This is a genomic window from Streptomyces sp. NBC_00271 (assembly GCF_036178845.1).
GTDB lineage: Bacteria > Actinomycetota > Actinomycetes > Streptomycetales > Streptomycetaceae > Streptomyces.
Window position 1 is genome coordinate 1,625,459 of sequence record NZ_CP108070.1, and the last position, 17,480, is coordinate 1,642,938.

Below are 17,480 nucleotides of genomic sequence, written 5' to 3' on the forward strand. Positions count from 1 at the left end.
CCATGAGTCCGCGCAAGGGCTACCGCAAGCCCGCTACCAGCTGCGACGACTGCCTGGCCTGGGGCGATTCCACGGGCAGGCTCTGCCCGGCGTGCTGGCAGTTCGCTCGTCAGCACGCCGGCGGCGAGTGCGGGGCCTGCCGTCGCCACCAGCCGCTGAAGTCCGGCTACTGCCGACTGTGCTGGTGCCAGGCCCGCCGCAACATCCGCCTGGCCACCGGCAAGCCGACCTCGGCCGGGCATGTGATGGCGCCCTGGCTTCGTCAGGTCGGTGACCTTCAGCTCTTCTTCGTCGGCATGCACCACCACCGCGGCTCCTCCACGACGCCGCAACCCCGAGGCCAGGCCCGACGGGGGCGCCCACGCAAACCGCCACCGCTTGCTGCCGTCCGGCCGGTCAGTCGCTGGTGCCAGCCGGCTCTGTTCGACGGCGTCCCCCGCGACTACCGCCGCTTCGACCGCAATGCGCACGCCAATCCCGCCAGTCCCTGGCTGACCTGGGGACGCCACCTTGCGCATGGCCTGGCCGAGGCGCGCGGGTGGGGCCGCCGCGTCCGTCTCGACGTGGACCGGGCCCTGGTCGTGCTGCTGTCCCCGCACACCGAGGGCGACGTCATCCACTACTCGGAGATCATCGCGCCGCTGCGGGCCCTGGACAGCAGCATCGAGCGAACCGCCGAGGTCCTGGAATCGATGAACATCCTGGTCGACGACCGCAGGCCGTCCTACGAGGACTGGCTGGAGAAGCGGCTCGACGGCCTTGCTGCCGGGATCCGCCGGGAAGCCGAGAGCTGGAACCGCACCCTGCGCGACGGCGGACCACGCACCCGCCCCCGCGACCAGGCCACTGTCTGGGCCTACCTCAACGCCGTACGCCCCACCCTGCTGGAATGGTCCGAGCGCTACGACCACCTGCGCGAGGTCACCCGCGACGACGTCGTCGCCCACGTCAAGACTCTCCACGGGCACGAACGGCGCCAGACTCTCGTGGCCCTGCGGTCGCTGTTCGGCTGGGCAAAGAAGAACGGCGTCGTCTTCCGCAACCCGACCGCGCGCATCAAGGTCGGTGCGTTCGAGTACTCCGTCCTGCAGCCCTTGCTGCCCCAGCAGGTGACCCGGTCCGTCGAAGCGGTCCGCGGCCCAGCCGCCCGCCTCGCCCTCGCACTCGCGGCCGTCCACGCCGCCAGGGCCGGAGCCATACGCGCTCTCCATGTGGACGACGTGGACCTCGGCAACCGCCAGCTGACCATCGCCGGACGAGTCCGCCCCATGGACGACCTCACCCACCAGATGCTGCTGGCCTGGCTGGACTACCGGCGTCGGCGCTGGCCGAACACCGCCAATCCCCACCTGCTCATCAACCAGATGACCGCGCTGGAGACCGGCCCGGTCAGCGGCTGGTGGATCAAGCACGAACTCCACGGTCAGGACGCCACCCTGGAACGGCTCCGCGTCGACCGCCAGCTCGAAGAAGCCCTCGTCCACGGTCCCGACCCGCTCCACCTCGCCGAGGTCTTCGGCCTGGACGAGAAGACCGCGATCCGCTACGCGAACTCCGCCCGCGCTCTCCTGGAACGTCCGCTGGAAACCGACCCCGCGACTTCACCACGAACCCGCGGGTCCACCTCTTCAACGCACAGCGACAGACCCTCGGGTTCCCGCTGAGAACCCTTCAGTTTTCGTGAACTCGCTGGGGTCTTGGGGTCCCGGTAGTACTCGCTGCGAAAGCAACGGATACCGCTGACCAGCAGGGATGCGGCTTGGATCACTCATCAGCCTTCGTGGCTGGTGCTCTCGCGGTGCTTGCGTAGCTCTCAGTACAGCGTGGAGCGGCTGACGCCGAGCTCTGCGGCGACCTGTTCGGGGATCGCGCCGTCTTTGATCCGCTGGGCGGCTCCGGCGCGGGTGGTCGCGTTGAGCTTCGCGGGCCGTCCGGTCGGCAGTCCGCGGGCTTCCTTGGCAGTACGGGCGCCAGCGGCACGCTCCAGCATGTAGATCCGTTCCATCTGCGCAAACATCGCCAGCAGCGCGATAGCCATGTCCGTCCCGGGGCCCAGCTCGCTGGTGTCCGCGGTGAGCAACCTTTTGGTGTGGCCGATCCACTTGTTCAGTTCGGCTGCGCTCAGGTAGCCGATGCGGGGGTCTCGCCGTCGTCGCAGTGTCCCACGAGATACCCGTCATCCCCGACGGCGCCGACACCGACGCCTTCCATCACCACCGCCTCGATTCCGCAGGGCGCCTGCAGCACCTGCGCCACTGGCTCGTCACCGACCCGCGCGGCTGGGGCCCCGGCGGCGCACCAAGCAGCATCCGCTACAGCGAACCTCCGCGGCGCTTGTACGGCCACGAGGGCTATGGCCGAGGCCGGGCCGACGGGCGTGGGTGCGCCCGCTTGGCTGCCCGGACGCTCTCCTCCAGTGCCGCCATCAGGTCCAGCGAAGGGGCGGCCTCCACCGGCCCGGCAAGCTCACCGCCGGTGATCTTCACGTCTACGAGCTGTTCAAGGGCGTGGGCGTACTCGTCGTGTACCTCGCCGACGTCGATACCGGTGAGCTCCCGGATCAGCATCTCGGCCAGTTCCAGCTCCCGGTCGGTGACCGGCGTCGAGGGCGCGAGGTCTCCGGGGTCGCGCAGCTCGTCCTGCCACAGGAGAGTCTGAAGGATGAGCATGCCGTGGCGAGGGCGGAGCAGCGCCAGCCGCTCCCGGCCGCAGAGGGCGACCTTGGAGACGGCGGCGCAGCCGGTGCGGGCGAGCGCTTCGACGAGCAAAGAGTACGGGCGGTCGCCGCCCGGTCCGGAGCCCACGTAGTACGGCCGCCCGTAACTGATCGGGTCGATGTCCTCGAAGGGCACGAAACCAAGCACGTCGACGGTCCGCTTCGTGGGCAGAGGCAGATGAGCCAGGTCCTCGTCCGTGAGCCGCACCATGCGCCCGTCGCCCAGGGCGAAGCCCCTGCCGACTTGTTCGTACGGGATTTCCTGGTTCTCGGCCTTGCAGAAGCAGCGGTGCTCGACGCGACTTCCATCGCTGACATGGATCTCGTGAAGGCGCACAGGATGCTCCTCCGTGGCGGCGTACAGCCTGATCGACAGCGCGACCGACTCGAACCGAATCACCCATCGTCGCAGGTCAGCACCACTCTCCGCTTATTTGATCAAGGGGCGGACGGGTGCACGCGTGAAAGCCCGACGTTAGCCACGATGAACAAACGCGCCTGGGAACAGCTCGAAATTGAGCGGCCCGCCCCGGCATCCAGAGCTACTTCCGCAGAGAATCGCATGGAATCCCGTTCAGGCGAGCCATGAGGACGGTGATGTCGTCGTGGTGACCCTCGGGATGCTGGTGTCGCATCAGTGCCTCACAGGTGTCCTCCAGCGACGAGTGCTGGGCGGTGAGTCTGCGGCCGAGCGCGCGGAGTGCCTCCTCGATGTCCTGCCCGCGGGTCTCCACCAGGCCGTCGGTGCACAGCAGGAGGAGGCTGCCGGGGTCCGTGAGTAGTTCCAGGGTGTCGAAGGTGACGCTGCCCACTCCGATCGGTGCGCCCACGGGGACCTTCAGCAGTTCATCGCTGCCGTCAGGCCCCACGAGGACTGGCGGAAGGTGGCCGGCGCTGGCGAGGGTGGAGCGGCCGGTCGTCGGGTCGTAGACGCAGTACAGGCAGGTGGCCAGCTGGGTGTGGCCCAGGTGCTGTGCGAAGGCGTCGAGCTGGGCCAGTAGCCGCCCGGGGGGCAGGTCCAAAGTGGCGAGGGTTCTGACCGCCGTGCGCAGCTGCCCCATGACGACCGCTGCATGCAGGCCGTGACCTGCCACGTCGCCGATGGCGAGTCCGACTCGGTGGCCCGGCAGGGGGATCACGTCAAACCAGTCGCCTCCGACCTGTGTGGTGCGACTGCTGGGGTGATACCGGTAGGCGATCTCCACCCCTGGCAGACGAGGGGGCGGCGTGGGAAGCAGGCTGCGCTGCAGCACCGCGGATGCCGTCGCTTCGTCGCTGTGGATCCGGGCGTTGTGCAGGGCCACGGCCGCCCGCTCGGCCACCTTCTCACAGGCTGTCAGGTCGTCGGCGACGAAAGCGGGGCGGTCGGGTTTGCGCCCGAACACCAGGAAGCCGAGGGCCCCGCCGTGCGCCACCAGCGGCATCAGCAGGACGGAGGAGCCCTTCAGCACCAACCGGGCGGCCGGGCAGTCGAGCTCCGCCGGAAGTTGCTGCAGGACCTCATCTCCTACATGGGGAATGAGGACCGGTTCGATCTCCGCAAGGAATCGGGCCATGGCCGTGCCGGTCGTGTAGACGAAGGTCTTCCCCGGGCGAAGTTCCTCCCGGCAGTCCAGGTCCTCGTGGTGGACTGCCGCCACGCGGTGCATCACCACCGCACCCTCCAGGCCCTGGGGCGCAAGGTCATCTTCCGACGCAACGACCTGATCGCACAGATGAACCGAAGCGAAGTCGGCGAACCCGGGCACCGCCAGGCCGGCAAGTTGGCCGGCCTGGCGCTTGAGATCCAGGGTTGTGCCGATACCGCGCACGGCGTCGCACAGGAAGGTCAGCCTGGCCGTGTCTGTGTTGGTGGCCACACCGGGTGTCGCTCGGCGATCGGAGCCCGGGAGCGTCAGAGCGCATCGTTGTGTCTCTGGCGGCAAAGAGGCCCCCTGACGTGTGCCGGGCGCAGACGCGCCCCTGGGATGACAAGGACAACTGCGCCAGACCCGGCCCTCGAGACTGCCCAGACCTTCCGTTATGACCCTATCGCCCCAGCTCAGCGGAGGCGTTCACTCACAGGGGTGGTCCGCGCTGGTGGATCGGCGGTGTGGTGACGGGCCCGTGAGCTCTGTACCCAGCTCGGCGTCGACCTGGTTAGGGGATCAGTCCCAGGCCGCCGAAGGCGAACTCGACGACGTAACCGGCGACAATCATCGCGGCGAAGAAGGTGACCGGGAGAATGGCGGCCATGCGCGCGCCGTAGTACTTCCGGCAGCCATTGAGGATCGGGAGGATCAACAGGTCGGCGTAGATGAAGGCGATCACGCCGCCGAAGCTCCTGTCGCCCTTCCACAGCAGCACGGCCAGGGGCACGTTGCTGATCGAGCAGACGATCCACCCGCATCACAGGAATCCCGCAGTCCTTCGAGATCACGGGGAGCTCACCGTCAAGGCCCGGACCCACCCGGTCACGGTGCACGGGAAGGGGAATGGCGACAGGCTGTTGCGCTGCTGAGCGACCGTCACTCAATCCGCCTGGGGAATCAAGCCCTACACCGCGTTCTTGGGTGCGTTGCGGCCGGCTGACGAGATCATGGTGGAGTTCGAGGTGGCCAGGCTCGAACCGGTGGATGCGACTCTCGAACCGGTGGATGGGACTGGACAGCCACCCGACTCGAGGCTGCGTGCAGGTCGGCCGCCTACTGTGGAGGCATGGGCGAAATCGTCGTCGTGTACGAGCTCGACAACCCAATGACCAAGCGCTCCTCCCTGGGGATACCGGCTGGTGAGGAACAGCCCGTCCACAAGGTGCACGCCGCACCCTCCGCCCCGGGGGAGCCCTCCGCGACCGGACCGCGGACCCTCTGCGGCAAGGACACCTTCGCCATGCAGACGGCTTACTGGAAGCCCTCCGAACACCCTGGCGCTCCCTGGTACCCCGTGCAGTACGCATCCGTCGTCTGCTCCGACTGCGATGCCGTGATCGAGACCTGACCGGCGTTCGGAGCATGCGACTCCAAACAAGGCCATTCCATATCCGTCACATCCCCCGCCCCACCGCGGGCTCCGACGGAACGGCGCGCAGCGGCTACGGCGCCCCGGCCCGCCAGCGGCGGCTCCGAGCGGAGGCTGCCGTCCTCGACAGCCCCCAGCGCCCGCCTTCTCTACCGCTCAACCCCCTTGTTCCACGCACTCCTTGAAATGCTCCAGATCGCTGCGGACAAGCCGTTCGATCGCGTTCACCTGGGCGAATCCCCTCAGCCCGCCGAATGTCTCCCTAATCGTGTCGGGGTCGTACTCGAGCCGTGCCTGGACCCGGGTGCGGTTCTCGTCGATCGGCTGCAGCGAGAAGGAACCCCCCAGTTCGGGGTCGCTGGTGGTGTGCCACTCCATCACGCGTTCCCCCCTGCGATCGGAGATCTCGGCCTCGAACACCCGGGCCCGGCCGCCGGCCTCGACGTCCAGACGCGCTCGACCACCCGCCTCCGTACGGACCTCGCGCACTCCTTCCACGAACCGCGGATAGTTCTCCACCCGGTGGAGGTCGTCCCAAGCCTTGTCGATCGGCACTCCAACGTCGACGTGTTCTTCCAGGATGCTCATGGCCCACCTCCATGTTCGACTCATGACGCATGGGCTCTCTGTGTCCAGTGTGCGCCCGGTGGGGGTGCCAGGCGGTGGCGTCGAGTGTTCCGGTGAACGCGGTCCGCACCACACATCGCTACGACCGCGCTGTCCGATGCTGTCACCACCGGCAGGTACCCAAGGGGTGTTCGGCCGGCAGGTCACCCCGGAGCCGACAAGATCATGCACGGCACTGGAAACCCCGGGCAGCTTCACCCTGATGAGCGCCGACACCCCACAGGGCATGGAGCACAGCCTGGGCAACAACGTCTCGGTGAGCCTCAGCGACGACGACCGGAAGCTGCGGGCCGACCGGTCCCGGCACATGCTGGTGACATGGACGTACGCCCCCGGTGGTCGTGCTTTCGCCGGAGTCGGACGGGGGTCGGCGCGTGATGATCCACGGCAAGTGCACGGGCACCGCGTACAGCCTGTTCGACGTGCTGGACTTCTTGCACCGTGTCGGCCTGGCCGCCGAGGACCGGGGCATCGACGACCCGAAGCTGATCGAGTGGCGTGGTGGCGGACCGTACGACCGGGACAACACAACGGCGTAGCCACCGTGACCCCGGATTTCCGCCCCACCGCGTATCGCCGTCCTGGCGCGTTAGAGGTCTTCCCTGTCCGACCGCTTACCGAAAGGGCGACCGGGGCCTTCCCTACTCGTCTCCGATGCGCACGACCGCCAGCGTGATGTTGTCGGGCCCGCCCGCGGCGATGGCGGCCTTCCACAGTTCGAAAGCCACCCGGGCGTCGTCGTACTCCCGCGTCACCGCGTCGATCTCTTCCGGCGTCACCGGGTCGGTCAGGCCGTCTGTGCAGATGAGGTAGCGGTCGCCGGGCGACAGCGACGCGGCCGACACGTGAGGACTGATGGGGCGGTAGCCGGGCGCACCGCCCAGGCACTGGGTGACGAGGGACGTGGTGCGCTGCCCGGGTTCGAGCGGCGGGCTGTCGTCGACGCTCACCTGGCGCAGACCGTCGCGGGAGGCCGCGAACACCCGGCTGTCACCCACGTTGAACGTCAGCAGCGAGCCGGGCCGCACGACGACGCCGGCGACGGTCGTCCCCATGGTGGCCAGCTCACTTCCGGTGCCGCCGGCGGCTTTGTACAGGGCGTGGTTGCAAGCGTTCAAGGCGTCGCGGACGGCGTCCTCGCTGCTCAGGGTGGGACCGATCGACGCGAGCCGGTGGGCAGCCAGGGCGCTGGCCACGTCGCCGCCGGGATGTCCGCCGAGCCCGTCGGCGACGCCGACGACGAGGGGCGTCCCCAGCGGGAAGACCAGGGTCTGCGGGTTCTCGGTCACGGTGGCGCACAGTGTCCACGGTCCGACGACGAGGCTGTCCTCGTTCCGCTCGCGGAGGAGCCCGGGGTGGCTCAGCGCGCTCACTGCGACGTACGACATGGAGCGCCACCGCCTTCCCGCACCGGCACACCGCCGGAGGCCGGGCCCCGGACCTGCTGACACTTGCACACGAGTCCTCACGGCCGAAAGCCTGAGCCGAGAGACGGACCCTCACGAGACATCCTGTCCGGGGCACTCCGCGAGTTGATGCCGGTCTCTCAGACATCGCCCGGCCGCGCACACGCAGAACTCGCGCGGTTCGGCCCAGCGGCCGCACTGTCGGGCGGAGACTACGACGTCGCCTGGGCAGGACTTCATCGTCTCACCCGCTCTCACACAGGTCTCGCCAACTGTTCGGACTTCCCCGGACCGTGGGTCTCTGACCTGGCATTACGCACCTGACCTGGATCAGCTGGACGACCCTGGACGGTCTCTGCAACCTAGCAGTTGTAGTGCGTGACCAGCCTCGGGAACTCCGCGTTGGGGGTCTTCGGCGGCACGACCAGAGTGTGCTCGTCGGGTGTGCGGAGCCTCTTGGGGTCGATCAGCGGGGCGAGGACGGCGGCCTGGGGCGAGGCGGTCGCCTTGTCGAGGATGTGGCGCAGGGTGTAGGCGGCGTCCGCGGCGGTGAGCCTTCGGCCGTCGTGGAAGGTGACGCCCTCGCGGGTGCGGAAGGTCCAGATGCGGGCCTGGGCGTCGGGCTCCCAGGACTCGGCGAGGTCGGGAGCGAGGTCGCCGTCCGCGTCGACGCGCACGAGGCGGTTGTAGAGGGCGCCAGGTATTCGTACGCCGAGAGGGCGCTGGCCGGATCCAGCGTCTCGGCCTCGGAGGCGGGCTGCCGGGCGATGCGGAGGGTGCCGCCGCGGCGGGGGCGCCCTTCTTCGCCGCCGCGGTCGGCGGCGGCACCCGTACACCCGGTGAGCAGCCAGGACGCACCGAGTGCCACGGTGCTCGCGGCTCCCGCGGTGAGGAGCGATCGCCGTCCCGGGTGGTGGACGGTCGGACATGGACCGACCGTCCTTCTCGCTATTCGTTCAGCGGAGCGATTGAGTGAAGTGCGTGGACGATAACGAGGAGATGGTTCCGCGCCAACCCTTGGAACCCGGAAATTAACGTCGGAAAGCCACTCGTTACGGGGTGGGTGAGGATGTCGGACCCGCAGACCCGGGCCGTTCGGGGGCGGTGGACGAGGCCACCGCCGCACCGCACCGCACAGCGGCCGGCCCGCTGTTCCGCGCCCCGGGGCGCGGAACAGCGGGCCGGCCGCTGTGTGTCGTGGGTCCGCTACTCGCCCGCGTACGCCTTCTCCAGGGCCGCGATGTCCAGCTTGGACATCTTGTACATCGCCTGGGCCGTCCGGGCCGCCTTCTCGGTGTCCGGGTCGCTGATCAGGTCGATGAGCCTGCTCGGGACGACCTGCCAGGACAGGCCGTACTTGTCCTTGACCCAACCGCAGGGGCCCGCCTCGCCGCCGTCCTCGACGAACTTGTTCCAGTAGTGGTCCACCTCCTCCTGGTCGTCGCAGTGGATCTGGAACGAGATGGCCTCGTCGAACGTGAACTGCGGGCCGCCGTTCAGCGCGACGAACTTCTGTCCGTTGGCCACGAAGTCGACGGCCATCACGGAACCGGCGGTGCCGTGCTCGGACTCGGAGAAGCGGGCGATCCTGCCGAGCCGGGAGTTCTTGAAGATCGAGACGTAGTAGTGCGCGGCCTCCTCGGCCTGACCGTCGAACCACAGACACGTGGTGAATCCGTCGGCGGACATACGTACCTCCTGCGGCGGGAAAAGTTTCGTCACCTCTGTCGACCGATCGTCGTCCCAAAGCTCATCGGCGTCGCGCGGGACACTTTCGCCGGGGGACGGTGGCGGCCGATCGCGTCGTTCCTCGAGCCCCCCTCAAGGGGCGCTATAGCATGCGCGGACATGACCTCCTCCGCCGATTCCTCCGCCCCTTCCTCCGCCTCGGACAGCGCGCGGATCGAGCCGTTCCGCATCGACTTCCCGCAGAGCGACCTCGACGACCTGCACCAACGACTCGATCGCACCCGCTGGCCCGACGAACTGCCGGGGGTCGGCTGGGCCTACGGCGTCCCGCGGGAGTACCTGCGCGAACTCGTACGGTACTGGCGGCACGACTACGACTGGCAGGCGGCGCAGGCGCGGTTGAACGCATGGCCGCAGTTCACGACGGAGATCGACGGCGCGCGGATCCACTTCGCACACGTCCGTTCCGCGGAGCCGGACGCGACCCCGCTGGTCATCACGCACGGCTGGCCCGGCTCGATCGTCGAATTCACCGACGTCGTCGGCCCGTTGACCGATCCGCGCGCACACGGCGGCGATCCGGCCGACGCGTTCCATCTCGTCGTACCGAGCATTCCCGGGTTCGGACTGTCCGGGCCCACCCGGGACACCGGCTGGGAGTTCCAACGGGTGGCCGCCGCCTTCGCCGAGCTCATGACACGGCTCGGCTACGAGCGGTTCGGCGCCCAGGGCGGCGACTGGGGCGGAGCCATCTCCCGGGAGCTGGGCCGGGCGTTCCCCGAGCGGCTCGTCGGTGTCCACCTGAACCTGCTGCCCGGATCGTCCGCGGCCACCGAGCCGACTCCCGAGGAACTCGCCGCGCTGAGCCCCGAGGAGCGCGAGCGCGCGCTGCTGTCGTGGCGGCGGGGTCTGGAATGGCGCCGCGAGGAGGCCGGGTACGCCGAGCTCCAGGGCACCCGGCCACAGACCCTGGCCTACGCGCTGACGGACTCCCCCGTCGGTCAACTCGCCTGGATCGTCGAGAAGTTCAGGGCGTGGACGGATGCGAAGGACCGCCCCGAGGAAGCCGTCGACCGGGACCTGATGCTGACCAACGTGATGCTGTACTGGCTGACCGCCACGGCGGGGTCCTCGGCCCGCATCTACTACGAGCGGGCGCACGCGGACTACTGGGGCACACCGCCCGAGCCGTCGACGGCGCCGACCGCGCTGGCCGTCTTCCCGCACGAGCCCTTCGTACCGCTGCGGCACATCGCGGAGCGTACGAACAACATCGTGCGGTGGACGGAATTCGACCGGGGCGGACACTTCGCCGCGGCGGAGGAGCCCGAGCTGCTGGTCGAGGATGTGCGGTCCTTCTTCCGGGACCTGCGCACCGACGCCTGAGCACAGGTCGGACATCTGGGCCCCGGTCCCCCGCCAGGGCCGTCGATGGCGCCGGGGCCGTCGGTGGCGCCGGTGACGGCAACCCCGTATCCCCTCTGCCCGTGGCGAATCTGCTGCGGGCCGAGAAAGCTGATCCGGGGGGGCTCTCGGTCCGAGAGTGGGGATCGCGGCGACGACAGCCGCGCCACCACGAGGAGGACCGATGACTCCACTCATCACCGGCCGGTACCCGGCCCACGCACCGCGCGCCGAGGACGGCGACACCCCCGCGACCCGCTTCGACGACCATCTGGCCGCGCAGCTGCTCGCGCAGCGGATCGTCCTTCTCGGCACCCAGGTCGACGAGGTGTCCGCGAACCGGGTCTGTGCCCAGCTGCTCGTGCTGTCGGCGGAGGACCCGCGCACCGACATCAGCCTGTACATCAACAGCCCGGGCGGATCGGTGACCGCGGGGCTCGCGATCTACGACACCATGCGGCTGATCCCCAACGACGTCTCGACCCTCGCCATGGGATTCGCCGCGAGCATGGGACAGTTCCTGCTCAGCGTCGGCACCCACGGCAAGCGTTACGCGCTGCCCAACGCGCGGATCATGATGCACCAGCCGTCGGCGGGCATCGGCGGCACCACCGCCGACATCGAGATCCAGGCGCAGAACCTGGAGTTCACGAAGCAGGCCATCGAGCGGATCACCGCGGAGCACACCGGCCAGAGCGAGGAGACGATCTCCCGGGACGGCGACCGCGACCGCTGGTTCACGGCCGAACAGGCCAAGGAGTACGGCATGGTGGACCGGGTCGTGGAGTCGCTCGACGACGTCCGCCCGGCCGCGTCACGGCGACGGATGGGACTCTGACATGGGTACGTACACGATTCCGAACGTCGTCGAGCGGACCCCGCAGGGCGAGCGGTCCTACGACGTCTTCAGCCGGCTGCTGTCCGAGCGGATCATCTTTCTCGGCACCGAGATCGACGACGGGGTCGCCAACGTCGTCATCGCGCAACTCCTCCATCTGGAGTCGTCGAACCCGGAGAGCGAGATCGCGATCTACATCAACTCGCCCGGTGGGTCGTTCACTTCGCTCATGGCGATCTACGACACGATGACGTTCGTACAGGCGCCGATCTCGACGTTCTGCGTCGGCCAGGCGGCCTCCACGGCGGCGGTGCTGCTGGCGGGTGGCGATCCCGGGCGGCGGTTCGTGCTGGAGCACGCGCGTGTGCTGCTCGGCCAGCCCGCGAGCGGCGGCCGGCAGGGGACGGTGTCCGACCTCGCCCTCCAGGCCAAGGAGATGCTCCGTATCCGGGCCCAGGTCGAGGAGGTCCTCTCCCGGCACACGCACCACGACGTGCCGACCCTGCGCGCGGACATGGACCGCGACAAGGTGTTCACCGCACAGGAGGCCGTGGCGTACGGACTCGCGGACGAGGTCCTGAGCCGACGGCTCGCGACGGTCTGAGACCGGACCACCGCCAGGGCCCACGTCTGCGGCATCGTCCGCCGACGGGCCCTGGCCGGTCGGCCCGGTCAGGCGGCGAGGCACATGCCGTCGTGGCGCGAGGCCGAGGGGGTGCGGTGGCGGGCGGGCCGCACCTCGGCGAGTCGGGTGAGTTCGCCCTGGGCCAGCGAGAGCAGATCGGTGAGCCCGAGGCCCAGGGCGCGCGCGGCTGCCGCGAGGACTTCGGACGAGGCCTCCTTGCGTCCGCGCTCCAGCTCCGAGAGGTACGGCATCGAGATCCGGGCCGCGTCGGCCACGTCCTTGAGCGTCCGCTCCTGCGCGAGCCGCTCGCGCCGCAGGACGTCACCCACCAGATCGCGCCACAGCGGCTCCCTGTGCCTGGGCGCCGGTGGCGTCTGCCGGGGCGCGAGGGCCGGGCGGGGCCGCTGGGGCGCGTCGGCCACGGGGGCGGCGGGACCGGTGGGACGGGCTGCCGGGCCGGTGGCCGGACCCGGTGCGGTCGCCGGGCGGAGGGGAATGACGCGGGCTTCGTTCGGCGCTTGGTTGCTCACCCCTTCAGCCTAGAAGCGCCGAGCCGCGAGGGAAGGGATCGGCTCGGCATTCCGCTCTGGGGGAAATCGAGCCGCACCACATGCGCGTCACTGCCCGACCCGCCCGTCGATCCGCTCGCGCAGGAAGTCCGCGTGGCCGTTGTGCCGGGCGTACTCCTCGATCAGGTGCACCAGCACCTCCCGCAGCGCGATCGGCTCGTCGTCGTGGGTGCCGGTGATGTCGAGGTCGCGGGCCTCGTCCACGAACCGCTCGGCGAAGGCCACCTCGAAGCGCCAGGTGTCCCAGGCATCCGCCACCACCTCGGGGTCGGGCACCGCGCCGTTGAAATCGCCGTCCGGGTCGCCGTCCGAGCGGTAGTGCCGCGGCGCGTCCTGGCCGGCCAGCACCCCGCGGAACCAGGCCTGTTCGACCCCCGCCAGATGACGCACCAGCCCGAGCAGCGACATGTTCGAGGGCTCGACGGAACGCCGGGCCATCGCCTCGGCGTCCAGACCCGCGCACTTCATCTCCAACGTCAGCCGCTGGTCGCGCAGATACCCGACGAGCGTGTCCCGCTCCCCCACGAACCCCCCGTCGGAGCGCGGATCGTCGTCCGGGTGCACGAACATGTCCCACCACCCGAAGCTCCGCTCGGACGGGGTGCCCCCGGACTGGGGAGGCTGGGGAAGTGCGGGGTCGGCCATGCCTACGAGCATCGGCGCCCCGACCGCGATCCGCCACCGGTTTTCCACCGCCCCGAAACGGTGTCAAGTCGCCCGCCGTGCCCGGAAATCGGGGCGAGACCCGGCCCGCGTAGATCGGGAGAAACCGGGTAGCCGGGGTCAGGAACGATCACCGGTCACGACCGACCGGTCGGCTCACCCCACCGGAGGACTCCCGTGCTGATGGCCCACCCCGCGGTACTGCGCAACCTCGTCAAGCAGTACGTCACCCTGCGCACGCTCCACGCCGAGGACGGCGGTACGGAAGTCCGGCGGCGCATGGACGACGTGGCCTACACGCTGTGCGTCTCGACCGGTACGAGCGACGTGGACGCGGCGCTCGTCGCGGCCCGCCACCGGCTGCCCGGTGCTCGGACGACGGACGACTCCGTCGTCGCCTGACCCGAGGCGCGGACGTGGTGCCCAAGAAGCCCTGATGTCCGAGCTCAGTGAGTGATCCGAGCCAGGTCGGGTGGGCCCGCGAGCGAGCCCACCCGACCCTTCAGCCCCTTCAACGCAGCCACTGGTCCTTCTCCGCGGGCCGGTACAGCGTCACGGCCCGTGTCACCTTGTCGAGCACCAGACTCGGCGTCGCGACCCGGGTCACTTCGCCGTCGTACGAGAACCGCGGGTCACCGTGCAGCACTTCGAGCCGCAGGCCGCGCACCTGCGCCGTGGTGAGGACCCGGCTGTTGTGCAGGGTGCCGGTCAGGACGGCGAGCAGCAGCCGGGTCCTGGCCAAGGGGGTGCCGGCGTCGACGGCACGGACGTCGAGCAGTCCGTCGTCGAGTTGGGTGCGGTAGGTGGGGGCGAACCCTGCGGGGTGGTAGATGCCGTTGCCCGCGAAGAGGAGCCACAGGCGCTTGGGGCGGCCGTTGACCGAGACGTTCACGGGACTGCCCTTGGCGAGGACCCTGGCCAGTCCGACCACCAGCGCGGGCCACTTCCCGATCCGCTGCTCCAGCTTCTCCCGGGCACCGACCAGGTCCGAGTAGACGCCGAGGCTGAAGGTGTTGAGGAACACCTGCTCCGGTCCACCGGGGGCGCGGGCCCGCCCGAGGTCCGCGACGACCGCGTCACCCGCCTGCACGGCTCGCACGACGTCCTCCAGGGTCTGGTTGCCGAGGTCGACGGCGAAGTGGTTGAAGGTACCGCCGGGGAAGACCGCCAGCGGCAGGCCGAGCCGGGCGGCGATCTCCGTCGCGGCGTTGATCGTGCCGTCGCCGCCGCACGCGCCGAGTGCGCCGCCCTCCTCCTTGGCCCGCCGGGCGGCCTGTTCCAGGAGTTCCGCCAGGTCCTGGTCCTCCCGCGGCACAGTGATCTCGGCCTTGGGCAGCGCGGCGCGCAGATACGCGCTCGCGTCGGGGGTATCGGCGCTCCACGAGAGTCCGGAAGACGGGTTGACCACGATGTGCAGTCCGGCGCCCCCGGGCAGCGCGGGAGCGGGTCGCCGCGGGTGCGCCGCCGCGGCCGCCGCCTCCGGTTTGACCGGCCACCAGCGGGCGGTCAGCGCGGCGGCGCCGACACCGATCGCGACGCCCACGGCCACGTCACCCGGACGCCGCTCCCCCGAGCGCGTGCGGGCCACGGTCAGTGCCGCGGCGCCAGGCACCGCGAACAGGCCGTACCGGGGCGCTTCGAGCAGGACGCCGACGGCGAACGCGGCGGCCGACGCGACCCGGCCGGCCGCGTCGAGCGGCTGCGCCTTGCGGGCCGCCGGGCGCGCCAGCACGCGGGTCACGGCCGAGGCGATGGCCACGGTGCCGATGCCGCGCAGCGCGGCCCGGCGCGCGGTCCGGTTCCCCGACGCGCCGAGAGCCGCGGCGGCGGCGCCCCACGCGAGTCCACCGGCCACGGTCCGCCGCCATCCGGAGGGCCCGGCCGGTCCCATGGCCGCCCCGCCCGGCCACCACGGCGTGCCGCCGCTTGTCCCTCGCCCCGTCCCGCGCCTTCTCATCAGAGGCCCACCCTCGCGTCTCGACAACAGATCTCCTGGTCGGCAAGGTTGTGCCGCCGTTGTCCCTGTTCCCCGACTTCGCGCATTCATTGACCCCGTCCGGGGCGGAGATCAGCTTGATTCTTGCGAGGAATCCCGGGCGTTTACGACTCCGTTGGGAAAGTCGTGATTGGGGCGGGGCGGTGTCGTTGGTCTTGCTGATGGCTGTGGTCGTTGGCGGGGTGGTGGGACGGGATGTCGTTGGAGTCGCGGTCGGAGGACGGGGTGCTTGAGCTGACGGCTCGGGTGGTGCGGGCCTCGTTCCCGAGGGGGACCTTGGCCATGCGGATCCGGGAAGTACTCGGTGCGCTGTTCACGGACGAGGATTTCGTCGCAGCACTCCCCGACCGGGGCCGGCCCGCGATCTCGCCGGGAGCTCTGGCCTTGGTGTCGGTGTTGCAGTATGCCGAGGGTCTGTCCGACCGGCAGGCCGCTGACCAGGTGCGGGCCCGCATGGACTGGAAGTTTTTGCTGGCGCTGGAGCTGGATGATCCCGGCTTCGACTTCACCGTCCTGGGGGATTTCCGCTCCCGTCTGATCATGCACGGGCTGGAAGAGCGGGTGCTGGAGGCGATGCTGGCCCGGCTCTCGGAGGCCGGGCTGCTGAGGGCCGGTGGCCGGCAGCGGACCGATTCCACTCATGGGCTGGCTGCAGTGCGCACGCTGAACCGGATGGGGTTCGTCGGCGAGACGCTGCGGGCGGCTCTGGAGGCGCTGGCCGCAGCTGCCCCCCACTGGCTGGCGCCGTTGATCAGCTCCGCCTGGGTGGAGCGATATGGGAACAAGGTCGACAACTACCGCTTCCCGAAGGGGGAGAACGTTCGCCGGGAATGGGCCGAGCAGGTCGGCTGGGACGGGTTCGCTCTCCTTGACGCCATTGATGGGCCGGCCGCTGTGGCCTGGCTTCGTGAGGTGCCCGCAGTGCGGATCCTGCGCCGGGCCTGGGCAGAGCAGTATCACCGGGACGGGGAGGGGGTGCACTGGCGGGAGGGCAAGGACCTCCCGCCGGCCAGAGACCGGCTGTCCTCGCCATATGACACCGACGCCCACTACGGCATCAAGCGCGGGACGGGCTGGTGCGGATACAAAGTCCACCTGAGTGAGACCTGCGAGCCGGACGCACCCCACCTGATCACGAATGTGGAGACCACCAACGCCACTGTCAACGACACCGAGGTCACCGCAACCATCCACCAGCGTCTGGCTGAACGGGGGTTGAGGCCGCGCGAGCATGTGGTGGACGCCGGATACGTCACCGCCGCGCACATCCTGGCCGCGCGTGAGGACCACGGCATCGACCTGGTCGGCCCCGTCGGCGCTGATACCCACCACAACGGACGGGACGCGCAGGCTCCGGACCTGACCCAGGCCGCCCTCACCCTTCACCACCAACTGGGACGCCCGGCAGGTCACCTGCCCCCAGGGAGCCTCCAGCGTCAGCTGGTCCCAGCAGCGCAAGGTCAGCGGGACCCCGCTCGTCCGGGTGCACTTCGCGCTCGCCGACTGCGATCCATGCCCGCTGAGACCGAGGTGCACCAAAGCATCCAACAGCAAATGGGGCCGCAGCCTGACCCTGCTGCCCCGCGAGCAGCAACAGATCCTCGAAGAACGACGTGCCGAGCAGCAAACCGACCAGTGGAAGGCCCGCTACGACGTGCGAGCCGGGGTGGAGGGCACCATCTCCCAGGCCGTCCGCGCAGTCACCTGCGACGCACCCCCTACCAAGGCCAGCACAAGACCCACCTCGCCAACGTCCTCTCCGCCACCGCCCTCAACCTCACCCGAATCGACGCCTGGCTGAACAACACCCCACTCGGCACCACCCGCGTCTCCCACCTCGCGCGACTCACCCTCGCGGCATGACAGCTCCCGAGAGCCGTTTCGCGGATTTCCCAACTGAGTCGTTTACGCCTGGGAGGAATCGCATCCTTGGTGGGGCGGCGCGGA

The 17,480-nt window shown here is 69.8% G+C and carries 17 protein-coding genes and 2 pseudogenes; 8 read left to right on the plus strand and 11 right to left on the minus strand.

The features are described 5' to 3' along the window. Positions 1–2: 2 nt before the first annotated feature. On the plus strand, positions 3–1,664 hold the full coding sequence (locus OG798_RS07785; protein ID WP_328756680.1) for a hypothetical protein: 1,662 nt from the start codon (positions 3–5) through the stop codon (positions 1,662–1,664). 149 nt (positions 1,665–1,813) lie between these two features. On the opposite strand, the gene OG798_RS07790 is transcribed toward OG798_RS07785, so the two are convergent. The 4 genes and pseudogenes from OG798_RS07790 to OG798_RS07805 all read right to left on the minus strand — a co-directional run. Further along, the gene (locus OG798_RS07790) at positions 1,814–2,080 is read right to left on the minus strand and encodes a helix-turn-helix domain-containing protein (RefSeq protein WP_121417322.1); all 267 of its coding nucleotides are present in this window, start codon (positions 2,078–2,080) and stop codon (positions 1,814–1,816) included. A gap of 271 nt (positions 2,081–2,351) precedes the next feature. Then, on the minus strand, positions 2,352–3,116 hold the full coding sequence (gene ku, locus OG798_RS07795; protein WP_328756681.1) for a non-homologous end joining protein Ku: 765 nt from the start codon (positions 3,114–3,116) through the stop codon (positions 2,352–2,354). 142 nt (positions 3,117–3,258) lie between these two features. Continuing rightward, complete coding sequence (locus tag OG798_RS07800) at positions 3,259–4,575, minus strand: PP2C family protein-serine/threonine phosphatase (RefSeq protein ID WP_328756682.1); 1,317 nt, start codon at positions 4,573–4,575, stop codon at positions 3,259–3,261. A 283-nt stretch (positions 4,576–4,858) separates the two neighbouring features. Beyond that, a pseudogene (locus OG798_RS07805) lies at positions 4,859–5,092 on the minus strand (permease); the annotation flags it as partial. Positions 5,093–5,413: 321 nt separating this feature from the next. Between OG798_RS07805 and OG798_RS07810 the strand changes: the two are divergent. Then, positions 5,414–5,695 carry a hypothetical protein gene (locus OG798_RS07810; protein WP_121417319.1) on the plus strand — a complete coding sequence of 94 codons (282 nt, stop codon included), beginning with the start codon at positions 5,414–5,416 and terminating at the stop codon, positions 5,693–5,695. A gap of 177 nt (positions 5,696–5,872) precedes the next feature. Here OG798_RS07810 and OG798_RS07815 read toward each other — a convergent pair whose 3' ends face one another. Continuing rightward, the gene (locus OG798_RS07815; protein WP_121417318.1) at positions 5,873–6,304 is read right to left on the minus strand and encodes an SRPBCC family protein; all 432 of its coding nucleotides are present in this window, start codon (positions 6,302–6,304) and stop codon (positions 5,873–5,875) included. A 416-nt stretch (positions 6,305–6,720) separates the two neighbouring features. Between OG798_RS07815 and OG798_RS07825 the strand changes: the two genes are divergently transcribed. Continuing rightward, the gene (locus OG798_RS07825; RefSeq protein WP_328756683.1) at positions 6,721–6,882 is read left to right on the plus strand and encodes a hypothetical protein; all 162 of its coding nucleotides are present in this window, start codon (positions 6,721–6,723) and stop codon (positions 6,880–6,882) included. A gap of 102 nt (positions 6,883–6,984) precedes the next feature. Here OG798_RS07825 and OG798_RS07830 read toward each other — a convergent pair whose 3' ends face one another. The 3 genes from OG798_RS07830 to OG798_RS07840 all read right to left on the minus strand — a co-directional run bounded on the left by OG798_RS07830 (position 6,985) and on the right by OG798_RS07840 (position 9,438). Further along, positions 6,985–7,731 carry a PP2C family protein-serine/threonine phosphatase gene (locus OG798_RS07830; protein ID WP_121417316.1) on the minus strand — a complete coding sequence of 249 codons (747 nt, stop codon included), beginning with the start codon at positions 7,729–7,731 and terminating at the stop codon, positions 6,985–6,987. 380 nt (positions 7,732–8,111) lie between these two features. Next, positions 8,112–8,426, minus strand: a complete 315-nt coding sequence (locus tag OG798_RS07835) for an ABC transporter substrate-binding protein (protein WP_267060755.1) — start codon at positions 8,424–8,426, stop codon at positions 8,112–8,114. Between the two features lie 529 nt (positions 8,427–8,955). After that, positions 8,956–9,438, minus strand: coding sequence for a VOC family protein (locus OG798_RS07840; RefSeq protein WP_095856492.1), 483 nt, complete (start codon positions 9,436–9,438; stop codon positions 8,956–8,958). 159 nt (positions 9,439–9,597) lie between these two features. On the opposite strand from OG798_RS07840, the gene OG798_RS07845 reads away from it, so the two are divergent. The 3 genes from OG798_RS07845 to OG798_RS07855 all read left to right on the plus strand — a co-directional run bounded on the left by OG798_RS07845 (position 9,598) and on the right by OG798_RS07855 (position 12,284). Continuing rightward, on the plus strand, positions 9,598–10,824 hold the full coding sequence (locus OG798_RS07845) for an epoxide hydrolase family protein (protein WP_267060756.1): 1,227 nt from the start codon (positions 9,598–9,600) through the stop codon (positions 10,822–10,824). A 202-nt stretch (positions 10,825–11,026) separates the two neighbouring features. Continuing rightward, positions 11,027–11,680, plus strand: a complete 654-nt coding sequence (locus tag OG798_RS07850; protein ID WP_054233834.1) for an ATP-dependent Clp protease proteolytic subunit — start codon at positions 11,027–11,029, stop codon at positions 11,678–11,680. A gap of 1 nt (position 11,681) precedes the next feature. Then, a complete protein-coding gene (locus tag OG798_RS07855) occupies positions 11,682–12,284 on the plus strand; it encodes a ClpP family protease (RefSeq protein ID WP_054233833.1) in 603 nt (200 codons plus the stop codon). 68 nt (positions 12,285–12,352) lie between these two features. Here OG798_RS07855 and OG798_RS07860 read toward each other — a convergent pair whose 3' ends face one another. Next, entirely contained in the window at positions 12,353–12,835 is a 483-nt protein-coding gene (locus tag OG798_RS07860) for a helix-turn-helix domain-containing protein (RefSeq protein WP_323138691.1), read from the minus strand. An 87-nt stretch (positions 12,836–12,922) separates the two neighbouring features. Further along, positions 12,923–13,444: a DinB family protein gene (locus OG798_RS07865; RefSeq protein ID WP_267063757.1), complete on the minus strand. Its 522-nt coding sequence runs from the start codon at positions 13,442–13,444 to the stop codon at positions 12,923–12,925. 270 nt (positions 13,445–13,714) lie between these two features. On the opposite strand from OG798_RS07865, the gene OG798_RS07870 reads away from it, so the two are divergent. Next, the gene (locus OG798_RS07870) at positions 13,715–13,939 is read left to right on the plus strand and encodes a DUF5133 domain-containing protein (protein WP_121417313.1); all 225 of its coding nucleotides are present in this window, start codon (positions 13,715–13,717) and stop codon (positions 13,937–13,939) included. A 109-nt stretch (positions 13,940–14,048) separates the two neighbouring features. Here the strand turns inward: OG798_RS07870 and OG798_RS07875 are convergent, their stop codons facing one another. After that, positions 14,049–15,392 (minus strand): diacylglycerol/lipid kinase family protein, encoded by a 1,344-nt coding sequence (locus OG798_RS07875; RefSeq protein WP_267060757.1) that lies wholly within the window; start codon positions 15,390–15,392, stop codon positions 14,049–14,051. Between the two features lie 336 nt (positions 15,393–15,728). On the opposite strand from OG798_RS07875, the pseudogene OG798_RS56475 reads away from it, so the two are divergent. Beyond that, positions 15,729–17,396, plus strand: a pseudogene (locus tag OG798_RS56475) (IS1182 family transposase). Positions 17,397–17,480: the final 84 nt, after the last annotated feature.